Source organism: Oceaniglobus indicus, assembly GCF_002751875.1.
GTDB lineage: Bacteria > Pseudomonadota > Alphaproteobacteria > Rhodobacterales > Rhodobacteraceae > Oceaniglobus > Oceaniglobus indicus.
On record NZ_NMZM01000002.1, the window covers coordinates 147,592 to 159,790 of the forward strand.

General features: G+C 65.7%; 10 protein-coding genes. 5 read left to right on the forward strand and 5 right to left on the reverse strand.

From position 1 onward, the window contains the following. The first annotated feature begins 54 nt into the window (after positions 1–54). The 4 genes from xdhA (at position 55) to CFP68_RS03285 (ending at position 5,457) form a co-directional block, all read left to right on the forward strand. Positions 55–1,512: a xanthine dehydrogenase small subunit gene (gene xdhA, locus CFP68_RS03270; RefSeq protein WP_099825274.1), complete on the forward strand. Its 1,458-nt coding sequence runs from the start codon at positions 55–57 to the stop codon at positions 1,510–1,512. Between the two features lie 8 nt (positions 1,513–1,520). Then, positions 1,521–3,923 carry a xanthine dehydrogenase molybdopterin binding subunit gene (gene xdhB / locus CFP68_RS03275; RefSeq protein WP_241523935.1) on the forward strand — a complete coding sequence of 801 codons (2,403 nt, stop codon included), beginning with the start codon at positions 1,521–1,523 and terminating at the stop codon, positions 3,921–3,923. Beyond that, complete coding sequence (gene xdhC, locus CFP68_RS03280) at positions 3,916–4,743, forward strand: xanthine dehydrogenase accessory protein XdhC (protein ID WP_241523936.1); 828 nt, start codon at positions 3,916–3,918, stop codon at positions 4,741–4,743. Before xdhB ends, xdhC begins: the two co-directional genes overlap by 8 nt. Positions 4,744–5,040: 297 nt before the next feature. Continuing rightward, positions 5,041–5,457: a GlcG/HbpS family heme-binding protein gene (locus CFP68_RS03285; protein ID WP_099824506.1), complete on the forward strand. Its 417-nt coding sequence runs from the start codon at positions 5,041–5,043 to the stop codon at positions 5,455–5,457. Between the two features lie 274 nt (positions 5,458–5,731). Here CFP68_RS03285 and CFP68_RS03290 read toward each other — a convergent pair whose 3' ends face one another. From CFP68_RS03290 to CFP68_RS03310, 5 genes are all read right to left on the reverse strand, one after another. Next, positions 5,732–6,196: an Hsp20 family protein gene (locus CFP68_RS03290; RefSeq protein WP_099824509.1), complete on the reverse strand. Its 465-nt coding sequence runs from the start codon at positions 6,194–6,196 to the stop codon at positions 5,732–5,734. A 213-nt stretch (positions 6,197–6,409) separates the two neighbouring features. Next, positions 6,410–7,249 carry a trypsin-like serine peptidase gene (locus CFP68_RS03295; RefSeq protein ID WP_099824512.1) on the reverse strand — a complete coding sequence of 280 codons (840 nt, stop codon included), beginning with the start codon at positions 7,247–7,249 and terminating at the stop codon, positions 6,410–6,412. Positions 7,250–7,349: 100 nt separating this feature from the next. Further along, positions 7,350–8,744 carry a glycolate oxidase subunit GlcF gene (gene glcF / locus CFP68_RS03300; protein ID WP_099824514.1) on the reverse strand — a complete coding sequence of 465 codons (1,395 nt, stop codon included), beginning with the start codon at positions 8,742–8,744 and terminating at the stop codon, positions 7,350–7,352. 3 nt (positions 8,745–8,747) lie between these two features. After that, on the reverse strand, positions 8,748–9,878 hold the full coding sequence (gene glcE, locus CFP68_RS03305) for a glycolate oxidase subunit GlcE (RefSeq protein ID WP_099825278.1): 1,131 nt from the start codon (positions 9,876–9,878) through the stop codon (positions 8,748–8,750). Positions 9,879–9,933: 55 nt separating this feature from the next. Further along, positions 9,934–11,367 (reverse strand): FAD-linked oxidase C-terminal domain-containing protein, encoded by a 1,434-nt coding sequence (locus CFP68_RS03310; RefSeq protein ID WP_099824516.1) that lies wholly within the window; start codon positions 11,365–11,367, stop codon positions 9,934–9,936. Between the two features lie 122 nt (positions 11,368–11,489). Between CFP68_RS03310 and CFP68_RS03315 the strand changes: the two genes are divergently transcribed. Further along, positions 11,490–12,197 carry a DUF599 domain-containing protein gene (locus CFP68_RS03315; RefSeq protein WP_099824519.1) on the forward strand — a complete coding sequence of 236 codons (708 nt, stop codon included), beginning with the start codon at positions 11,490–11,492 and terminating at the stop codon, positions 12,195–12,197. Positions 12,198–12,199: the final 2 nt, after the last annotated feature.

Genomic DNA, 12,199 nt, shown 5'->3' on the forward strand with positions numbered 1-12,199 from the left:
CGATTCGGTATGATGCGCCGGCGCACCGGCCCGCGCCGCGCCCATGGAGGATATATGACAGCCAGATCCGAAATCCGTTTCGTCCTGAACGATCGCGACGTGTCGCTGGACCGCGTCGGCGCCGCGGACACGCTGCTGGATTTCCTGCGGATCGAACGCCGCTTGACGGGCACCAAGGAAGGTTGCGCCGAAGGCGATTGCGGCGCCTGCACGGTGCTGGTGGGCCGCCTTCAGGATGGCACGTTGCGGTATGAACCGGTCAACGCCTGCATTCGCCTGCTGGCATCGCTGGATGGTTGTCACGTGGTGTCGATCGAATACCTGTCGGGGCCGGATGGCAAATTGCACCCGGTGCAACAGGCCATGGTCGATCACCACGGCAGCCAATGCGGCTTTTGCACGCCGGGGTTCGTCATGTCGCTCTATGCGTTGTGGATGGAAAACCCCGACCCCACCGAGATCCAGATTGAAACGGCGATCCAGGGCAACCTGTGCCGCTGCACGGGATACCAGCCGATCGTCAAGGCCGCCCGCGCCGCAACCACGCTGGGCAGCCCCGTTGACGACGCGTTGACCCGCGAACGCGCGGCCATGACGAAGCGGCTGCATGCCCTGCACGACGGCGCCCGGGTCGAGGTGTCGAAGGGAAACAGCCGGTGCATCCTGCCGGCGTCGGTCGATGATCTGGCGCAGGTGCTGTTAGAAGTGCCGGACGCCACGATGGTCGCCGGTGCCACCGATGTCGGGCTGTGGGTGACGAAGTTCCTGCGTGACATATCGCCGGTGGTGTTCCTCGGGCAACTGGACGGATTGCGCAAGATCGAGGTGACGGACGACGCGATCCGGATCGGCGCGGGCGCCAGTTACACCGACAGCCGGGCGGCGCTGGTGGCGGATCATCCGCATCTCGGCCCGTTCTGGGACCGCATCGCCGGCTGGCAGATCCGCAGCATGGGCACCATCGGCGGCAACATCGCGAACGGATCGCCCATTGGCGACACCCCGCCGGTTCTGATCGCGCTGGGGGCCACCATCACCCTGCGCAAGGGCGACGCGCGGCGCACCCTGCCGATCGAGTCATTCTTCATCGACTACGGCAAGCAGGATCTGGACCAGGGCGAGTTCCTGGAAGGCATCACGGTGCCGCGTCCCATCGCCGGCGCCCGCCACGCCGCCTACAAGATTTCCAAACGCCGCGACGAAGACATCTCGTCCGTCTGCGCCGCGTTCAACGTGTTGGTCGAGAACAGCACGATCACCGCCGCCCGCATCGCCTTTGGCGGCATGGCGGCCACCCCGAAACGCGCGGCAAACGTCGAAGAGGCGCTGGTCGGTGCGGATTGGAGCGAGGCCGCGCTGATGCACGCGGCCACCCGCCTGGCCGATGATTTCAGCCCGCTGTCGGATTGGCGCGCCTCGTCCGAGTATCGCCTGCAAGTGTCGAAAAACCTGTTCCGCCGCTTCTGGCTGGAACAACAGGGCGGCTCTGCGCCCGTGCGGCTGAGCGCATGAGGGAGGACATGGAAATGAACATCGAAAAGCCGGTCGAATCCCCCATCGAGACGGACAAGCGCAAGGATCCGCCCGTGGCGCAGAACCTGACCCGCGCCGACCAGGACCGCGATGTCATCAAGGGCGGCGTCAGCAAGGATCTGCGCCATGACAGCGCGATCAAGCATGTGACGGGCCGCGCCGAATATTGCGACGACATTCCCGAACCGGTCGGCACGCTGCACGCCTATCTGGGCCTGTCGACCCGCGCCCATGCCACGCTGCGCGACATCGATCTGGACGCGGTGCGCGCGGCCCCCGGTGTAATCGGCGTTCTGTGCGCCGCCGACATTCCCGGCGTGAACGACGTCTCGCCCACGGGGCGCGATGACGAACCGATCTTCGCCACCGACAAGGTCGAATTCTGGGGCCAGCCGATGTTCGCGGTGATCGCGGAAACCCGCGACGCGGCCCGCCGCGCGGCACAACTGGCCCGGGTCGGTTACGACGATCTGCCCCCCGTGCTGGATGTGCAGGCGGCGCAGGACGCCGGCAGCGCCTATGTCACGCCACCGCTGACCCTTCGGCGTGGCGATGCGCCGCGTGCGATGGAGAAGGCGACGCACCGGATCAAGGGCAAGCTGACCGTCGGCGGTCAGGATCATCTGTATCTTGAAGGGCAGATCGCCTTTGCCATCCCCGGCGAAGACGACGACGTGGTGGTTCATTCCTCGACCCAGCATCCCAGCGAGGCGCAGCACATGGTCGCCCACGCCCTGGGCGTGCCGTCCAACGCCGTCACGATCAACGTGCGGCGCATGGGCGGCGGGTTCGGCGGCAAGGAAACCCAGATGAACCTGTTCTGCGCCGTGGCCGCGGTCGCCGCGAAGAAATGGAACCGCCCGGTCAAGATCCGCCCCGATCGTGACGACGACATGTCGGCCACCGGCAAGCGCCATGATTTCGTGATCGACTACGAGGTCGGTTTTGACGACGACGGCGTCATCCAGGCGGTCACCGGCGAATTTGCCGCGCGCTGCGGGTTTTCATCCGACCTGTCCGGGCCGGTCACCGACCGCGCGCTGTTTCACGCCGACAACGCCTATTATTACCCCGATGTCCTGCTCAATTCGCATCCGTTGAAGACGAACACGGTGTCGAACACCGCGTTTCGCGGATTCGGCGGACCACAGGGCGTGATCGCCGCCGAACGCATCATCGAGGAGATCGCCTATCACCGCGGGCTCGACAGTCTGACGGTGCGCAAGCGCAACTTCTATGGCGACGACGGGCGCGACCTCACGCCCTATCACCAGACGGTCGAGGACAACATCGCCCCCCGCATCGTGCAGCAGCTTGAGGAAGACGCCGATTACCAGGCGCGCCGGCAGGCGGTGCTGGACTGGAACGCCAAGGGCGGCACGATCCGCAAGGGCATCGCGCTGACCCCGGTCAAGTTCGGCATCTCGTTCACCGCGACGTGGTATAACCAGGCCGGCGCGCTGCTGCACATCTATTCCGACGGGTCGATCCACCTGAACCACGGCGGCACCGAAATGGGCCAGGGTCTGAACACCAAGATCGCCCAGGTTGTGGCCGACGCGCTCCAGGTCGATTTCGACCGGATCAAGATCACGAAAACCACGACGGAAAAAGTGCCCAACACCTCGGCCACCGCCGCCTCGTCCGGGTCCGACCTGAACGGCATGGCCGCACTGGATGCCGCCCGTCAGCTGCGCGAGCGGCTGACGGCTTTCGCTGCCGAACATTGGCAGACCGACGTTGTAAACGTGCGTTTCATCGCCAACGCGGTGCAGGTCGGTGACGAAACGATCCCCTTCGCCGATTTCATCCGCGCGGCGTACATGGCGCGCGTTCATCTGTCGGCCGCCGGGTTCTACAAGACGCCGAAAATCCATTGGAACCGCGACACCGGCAAGGGACGCCCGTTCTATTACTATGCCTATGGCGCGGCCTGCTCGGAAGTTTCGGTGGACACCCTGACCGGCGAATACCGGGTCGATCGGGCCGACATCCTGCACGATGTCGGCAGATCGCTGAACCCGGTGATCGACCGCGGCCAGATCGAAGGCGCGTTCATCCAGGGCATGGGATGGCTGACCACCGAGGAACTCTGGTGGGACAAGCAGGGCCAGCTTCGCACCCACGCGCCCTCGACCTACAAGATTCCGCTGGCCTCGGACCGTCCGCGCATCTTCAACGTCGAACTGGCCACATGGTCGGAGAATCGCGAACACACGATCAAGCGGTCCAAGGCAGTGGGCGAGCCGCCGTTCATGCTGGGCATTTCGGTGTTCGAGGCGCTGTCCCACGCGGTGGCCAGCGTGGCCGATTACAGGATTTGCCCGCGCCTCGACGCGCCCGCAACCCCCGAACGGGTGCTGATGGCCATCGAACGGCTGCGTGGCTGACGCCATGACGCTTGCCCGGTTTTTCGCCAGGACCACAGACGTCATTCACGTCCGGCTGAGCCGGGTGCGCGGGTCGTCCCCCCGCGACGTCGGTGCGGAAATGTTCGTGGCGCCGGGGGGCATCCACGGCACCATCGGCGGCGGCCAACTGGAATACATGGCCATTGACAACGCGCGGGCGATGCTGCGCTCGGGGCGGCGGTCTAAACGTATGGACGTCCCGCTGGGCCCGGAGATCGGGCAATGCTGCGGCGGGCGTGTCGAACTTGCGCTGCGCTGGATGACCGACGCTGACCGGGCCACGGCGCTGCGCACTGACGCGGAACGCGAGGCGGCGCGACCCCACGTCCATATCCTGGGGGCGGGCCATGTCGGACGGGCCCTTGCACGGTTCTTTCAGTTCCTGCCGGTGCGCTGCATCGTGATCGACAACCGCGCCGAAGAACTGGCTCTGGTCGATGCCACGGTGGAAAAACGCCGCTCGGCCATGCCCGAGGCCGACATCCGCAACGCCCCCGCCAACAGCGTCTTCATCGTGCTGACCCACGATCACGCGCTCGACTTCCTGCTGACCCTTGAGGCGCTGGACCGCCGCGATGCGGCCTATGTCGGGCTGATCGGCTCTGCCACGAAACGCCAGAGGTTCGAGCGGTTCCAGAAAACGCACGGCGCCGGGGCGGATTGCACGCGCCTGGTCTGCCCCATCGGCGCGGACGACAGCGGCGACAAGCGCCCCGAGGTGATCGCCGCCCTCGTCGTGGCCGAGGTCATGCGCGCGCTGGGCGTCGCACGATACCCAGCCACCGAAACGACCGGTTGACCGACCCGATCTCGCCGGCAAACGCCGAAACACCCGGCCTGCAGAACCCTCACGGGCGGAAACTGCGTGAAGGCCAGCGTGGTGGTGGCGATCTGTTCGTTTCAAGAACCGCCCGGCCGCGCCCCGCTGGATCGCGCGGGGAATTGCTCTCGGATATCGATCGCGGACCCCCGCGAACCCGCGCATGGACCGCATCGAAAACCTGTGCGAAAACCTTCTCGCCCCCGAAACACGGGCGAAGACCGGGCCCGCGCGCCGATCGACCGCGCAGGCCAGCCGCAGAAAAGGAAACAACCGATGATCACCGTCACCCGTCTCGACGCCGCCGACGCCGATACCATCATGGCCGGCGCCGTGGCCCATGCCGATGCGATCGGCGTGCCGATGTGCATTGCCATCACCGACGAGTCCGGTCAGCTGATCGCCTTTCGCCGGATGGACGGCGGCAAGGTCACATCGACCACCGTCGCGATCGACAAGGCTTTCACCGCCGCCGCCGCCAAGAAGGCGACCCACGAAATCGGCGCGGCCAGCCAACCGGGCGGGCCCGTCTTCGGCATCGGATCCGCCATCGGCGGGCGGCTGATGGTGGTGGGCGGCGGCCTGCCCGTGATCTTCGAAGGCGACGTCGTGGGCGGGATCGGGGTCAGCTCGGGAACACCGGACCAGGACCGCGCCGTCGCACAGGCAGGCATCGACGCGTTGCTGCGCTAGGCGCCGGCGCGCTTGGCGCATCCCAAGCCCGCTTCAGCCCGCCAGGCCCCGACCGGCGCACCTGCTTCTTACTGATGGGAAATACTCCCGCCGGAGGCTCCCACCCTCTCATCCGCGATACGTGTGCGGGGCCGTCGGACACGTCGATCTGACATTCGCCACGCGAAACCCCGCCGGACGGGACCACGCGAAACCGCAAACACGTGCGCCGCCCGACAAAAAAAGGCGCGCCCCCGATGGGGCGCGCCACATGATGTCGGTTTGGCGTCTGCGCTCAGGCGTCGGCGTGTTCCACGGCCTTGCGCTCGACCGTGTCGCCGCTCGAGATGGCGATACGGCGCGGCTTGAGGGCTTCGGGCACCTCGCGCACCAGGTCGATGTGCAGCATGCCATTCACATGCTCGGCACCGGTCACATGGACGTGGTCGGCCAGGTGGAAGCGCCGCTCGAACGCGCGGGTGGCGATGCCGCGGTGCAGATAGCTGCGCCCTTCATCCCCATCGGCCTTGCGGGCGGTGACGATCAACGCGTTCTCGCGGACTTCGACGTTCAGATCGGTGTCCGAGAACCCGGCAACGGCGATGGAAATGCGCCAGCCATCGTCGTCCGTCTTTTCGATGTTATAGGGCGGATAGGTCTGCGCGCCGACATTGTCGGTCAGAACGCGATCCATGAGGTCGGCCATCTGGTCGAAACCGACAGTGGCGCGGTACAGCGGAGCAAGATCGAAGGTTCGCATGGGTCATCCTTTCAACAAGCGATAACATGGGGGCCTTCCCGTGCGGGACAGGCCGTTTCGACAACCGGACCCGATTTCGGCATCCGGTGGCACTGATGTGGGTGTCGATTTTCGCCGGTTCAAGATCGGCCCGGCGGATTTTCGCGCGGCGGGATGCCCGGTACCGGCCGTGAAAGGCCGGACGTTTCAAGATCGTACCGATGCCGGCAGTGATCAGCCGGGGCGCAGGAACTTGGCCGTGCCGGCCTTGCGCGCATCGTCCGGGTTCAGCGTTTTGACCTGCGGTTCGGCGCGGTGAAAGACACCGTCGCTGGCGGCCATCAGTCGGGTCAGCTCGTCCAGCGCCCCCCCGAGGGCCGTGCCGATCGACACCTTCTCGGACTGCACCTCGGCCATGGCCGACACCACCGAAACGATCCGGGGGCCATCGTCGGTCATGGCAAAGACGGGGGCGCCGGATGCCCCGAAGTCGACCGCGCACGACATGATCAGCGCGCCGTCCTGATGACCCTTGATGTGACACACCTCCTGCAGCGTGGGCCTGTCGGCGCGTTCGCGGGCATAGGATACGATCCCCACCGCATCGCCGTCCGCTGGGCCGGCATATACCGGGAATGGCTGGATCCGGCCGTTGCGAATAGGGTGATCCAACTCGATCAGGGCGATATCGCGGCCGATGTCATGCATGGCATTGGACAAGGGATCATACGCGGGATGGGTCATCGCCCGACGCGCACCGCGATAGGCTTCGGCGCGACCATCGCGCCAGCCGGCGAGAAAGGTGATTTCGGACGGCGCATACCGGCGGCCCGTGTGCTTGTCGAACAGGCAATGCCCGGCGGTCAAAACCAGGTCGGGCGCAATCAGCGCCCCGGTGCAAAATCCCCGCTCGCCCAGGTTGACCCGGCCCACGGCGTCCCAGCCACGCGCGTCGTCCGCTGTCTGGAACGATTTCAGCCCCGAGGCCGACGCCAGTTCGATCGCCTGCGCCTGCGCGCCCAGGACGCTTGCGAACAGGGCCATTGCCCCAAGTGTTGCCGTCATGATCCGCATCGAACCCTCCTGCGTTGCGTTAACGCTAGGGGGGGCGTGCGGCCGATCTGTGTCGTTACCCGCATCAATCACGGCGCTGCCGGGGCATGGTCGTGATCGTTCAGGCGGGCTCTGCCACCTTTCGCTCACGCACGGTCATATCGGCAAGCGCCGGAGGGCGCGGCCCGCCCGTGGCCCAGTCAAGCAGCTCGACGGTATGCACGATCGGCACTCCGGCGGCGTCGCCGATCTGCATCATGCAGCCGATGTTGCCGGCCGCGATCACATCGGGATCCGTCGCCGCCAGGGTATCGACCTTGCGCGTCTTCAACTGCTTGCTGATCACCGGCTGCATCAGGTTGTAGGTGCCTGCCGATCCGCAGCACAGATGGCTGTCCCTGGGTTCGACCACGTGGAACCCGGCCCGCTTCAGCAGGTCCTTGGGATAGGTCTTGATCTGCTGACCGTGCTGCAACGAACAGGCCGCATGATAGGCGACACGCAGACCCGCCGGCGGTCCGCCTTCATGGACAGCCCGTGCATCGGTGCCCGCGACCAGGTCGCGCGCGCGGTTCTGCTCGGCCCCCGGTGTCGCCGCGGGCATCAGGTCCATCAAAACCTCGCTGACATCCTTGGCCAGGGCACTGATCCGTGCGGCATCGTCGGCCAGCGGATCGTTGCGGAACATGTGGCCGTAATCCTTCACCGTCGTGCCGCAACCGCTGGTGTTGATGACGATGGCGTCCAGCGCATCCTCGCGGTCCTCGGCCATCCATGCCTTGATGTTGCGCGCGGCCGAGGCATGGCTTTCATCGACCTTGCCCATGTGATGCACCAGCGCGCCACAACACCCCATGTCCCTGGCGATGACCACCTCTGCCCCCAACCGCCTCAGCACACGGATCGTGGCATCGTTGATGTCGGTGTTCAGCGCCTTCTGCGCACATCCCGTCATCAACGCCACGCGCATCTTGCGCGCGCCCTTGGCGGCGAACACCTGCGGATCGTCATTGCGGCTGACCGGCGGCACGGTCTTCGGCGCCATCTCCAGCATCGCGCGCAACCGGGCATCGGGCACCAGGAACGCGAACGGCCGCCCGATCTTTGCCCCCAGAAGGGCCAGCCGGAACCGCCCCGGATGGGGCAGGATCCGGGCCAGGGTCCAGCGCAGGACGCGTTCGAACATCGGCCGCTTATAGGTCTTTTCGATATGGGCGCGGGCATGGTCGACCAGGTGCATGTAGTGCACGCCGGACGGGCATGTCGTCATGCAGGCCAGGCACGACAGGCATCGGTCGATGTGCTTGACCGTCTTGGCATCGGCCGGGCGGTCGTTCTCCAGCATGTCCTTGATCAGATAGATCCGCCCCCGCGGCGAATCCAGCTCGTCACCGAGGATCTGATAGGTCGGACAGGTCGCGGTGCAGAACCCGCAATGGACACAGGCGCGCAGGATCTCGTTCGACCGCGCGATCGCCGGATCCTTCAGCTGTTCGGGTGTGAAATGCGTCTGCATGTCTTATCCTCCATGCGCTCCGGTTCGGCCCATGCGTCCGGGATTCAGAATCCCGCGCGGATCGAACTGCGCCCTCAGGCCCGCCGAAATCGCGGCCAGCGGGGCGGGTTCGGGATGAAATGTTCCCAGGGCGGCATGGGTTTCGGCCGCTCCGCGGACCAGCGTCGCATGGCCGCGAAAATCGCCCAGCGCCGCGCGCAGGTCGGTGCCGGGCGCCACCCCGGCCCAGATCAGCCCACCGCCCCAGTCGAACATCACTCGTGCCTCCGGCAGACGGGCCGCCATCGCCGCGCCGTCCCCCGGCATGACCGAAATGCGCCACACGTCTTCGTCGGTATCGGCAAACATCGTGGCATTCGCAATGTCGCGCCATGTCGCGTCCACCTCGGCCGCATTCATGTCGACCGACCAGTCACCGAACCCGGACAAAAGCTGCTGCAGGCGTTCCGCGCGATATTTCACCGACGCCTCGAAACCCTCGATGCGCAGCAGCGTCACGTCGTCGCGATGGGCCGCGCCCGAGATTTCGAACGGCGATCCCAATGCCGCCGACAGCGCAGCGATCGCACGGGCGACATCCAGTCCGGCCGTGGACAGGGTCGCCCGCACCGCCGACTGCGGCAAAACCTTGAACGACACCTCGCTCAGCACGCCCAGAGTCCCGTGGGATCCCGCCATCAGCTTGACCAGGTCATAGCCGGTGACGTTCTTCATCACACGACCACCGTTCTTGATCGCGTCGCCGCGCCCGTCCACGAACCGCACCCCGATCAGCGCATCGCGGCACGCACCGACCTGGATCCGCCGTGGCCCCGATACGTTGGCCGCGACGACTCCGCCGATGGTCGGCGTGCCTTCGGTTCCCAACACCGCGCGGTGATCCATCGGCTCGAACGCCAGACGCTGGTTCTCTGCCGCCAGCGCGGCCTCGATCTGGGCGACGGGGGTTCCCGCCTGTGCCACCAGGGTCAGCGCGCCGGGCTCATACAGGGTAATGCCGCTCAGCCCCGAAACGCTCAGCCGCGTCCCTTTGGCTGCTCGGGCCGGACCGCGCGTGCCACCCCCTTCGATCCACAACGGACCCTCGGCGCCCCGCACGGCATCGCACAGTTCCGCTTCGCTTTGCGGCCTCAGCATGGCGGCACTCCTGACTTTTTCTTGCTCGAAATACTCAAATCCGACGATGGCGTCACGCGGCGCGCCGGCTTTCGGTCGCCGCCAGCGGAAACACCTTGGCCGGGTTCAACAACCACTTGGGATCGAAGACATCCTTCACCCGCAACTGCGCTTCCAGATCCACATCGTCGTATTGATCGCCCATCAGGTCGCGTTTTTCAATGCCGACCCCGTGTTCGCCGGTCAAACAACCACCGACCTCGACGCACAGGCGCAGGATGTCCGCGCCGAACGCCTCGCATTTTTCCAGATCGCCGTCCTTGTTGGCATCGAACAGGATCAGCGGGTGCATGTTGCCATCGCCGGCGTGAAACACGTTGCCCACGTCCAGGCCGTATTCCTTCGACATCTCGCCGATCCGCTTCAGCACATGGGGCAGCGACGACACCGGGATCGTGCCGTCCAGGCACATGTAATCGTTGATCTGCCCCATGGCACCGAACGCCGACTTGCGCCCCAGCCAGATCCGCGCCGATTCCTCGGCCGACTTGCTTTCCCGCAGTTCCACCGGATCATGGCTCCGCGCGATTTCGGTGATCACCGACAGCTGTTCGTCGATCTCGGCGTCGGATCCCTCGACCTCGACGATCAGCAGCGCCTCGCAATCGGGATAGCCCGCGTGGGCAAAAGCCTCGGTCGCGCGGATACAGGGGCGGTCCATGAACTCGATCGCCACCGGCAGGACACCGGCCTTGATGATGTCCGACACGCATTCGCCCGCCACTTCGTTCGAATCGAACCCGATCAGAACCGGCCGCGCCCCTTCCGGCTTGCGCAGGATCCGCAACGTGGCCTCGGTCACGACACCCAACTGCCCCTCGGATCCACAGATCAGCCCCAGAAGGTCCAGCCCGCCGGAATCCAGGTACGCACCGCCGATCTCGACGATTTCGCCCTCCATCGTGACCATGGTGACACCCATGAGATTGTTGGTCGTCACGCCGTATTTCAGGCAATGCGCACCGCCACTGTTCATCGCGATGTTGCCCGCGATGGCACAGGCCAGTTGCGATGACGGATCGGGGGCATAGAAGAAATCCTCCTCCTCGACCGCGCCGGTCACCGACAGGTTGGTCCGCCCCGTCTGCACCCGGATGAACCGGTTGGCGTAATCGGTTTCCAGAACATCGTTCATCCGCGCCACGCCCAGGATCACGCTGTCGGCGGTGGGCAATGCCCCCCCGGCCAGCGACGTGCCCGATCCGCGCGGCACCACCGGCACCCCTTCCTCGAAACAGATCTTCAACACGGCGGCCACTTCGGCGGTGGACGACGGCAGAACCGCGCACAGCGGCGGGCACCGATAGGCGGTCAGCGCATCACACTCATAGGCGCGCACCTCGTGCTCTTCGTGAATCACCGCGTCGGGCGCCAGTACGGCCTGCAAACGCGCGACGATATCCGCCTTGCGGTCGATGACGAAGGCGTTGGGAATCGGCATTTCCATGACATGTTCCTTTCAACCGTCCAGTGTGAAAACATAACCGATACCTACCCACAAACAAGGCGCAAATCCGGCCATGCCACTGCCGCACTACCCGTTGCCGGGAAATTGAGCTAGGCAACCCCATGACCTTCATTGACCGCCTGAGCCTGCTGACCCTGATGGACGGTGCCGCCGTCGCGCTTCTGCTTGCGGGGTGGAGCCTGATCGGCTGGTGGATCGAACGCCCGAACGCCGCCCGCCCCTCGGTCACGGTGCTGATGATGCAATATCGCCGCGACTGGATGGTGCAGATGGTCACCCGCCAGCCGCGCATCTTCGACGCCACGATCCTCGGTTCGCTGCGTCAGGCGACGTCTTTCTTCGCCTCGACCAGCGTCATCGCCATCGGCGGCGTCATGGCCCTGATCGGCAACGCCGAACACCTGGCCGGCGTCGCCGCAGACCTGACGGCACGCAGCACCCCGACGATCATCTGGGAGATGAAGCTGGCCCTTGTCGCGCTTCTGCTCACCGATGCCTTCCTGAAATTCGTCTGGTCCAACAGGTTGTTCGGCTATTGCGCCGTGGTCATGGCGTCGGTCCCCAATGATCGGGACGACCCCCAGACCATGCCACGCGCCGCGCGATCGGCCGAACTGAACATCCGCGCGGCGTGGAACTTCAATCGCGGCCTCAGGTCGATGTATTTCGCCCTGACCGCGGTGGCTTGGCTGCTTGGCGCGATCACGCTGATCATCGCGGTGATCGCCACGCTGGTCCTGCTGTGGACACGGGAATTCCGCTCGCAATCGCGTGACATCCTGCTTGGACGTTCGCCCGCCGATCCATGACG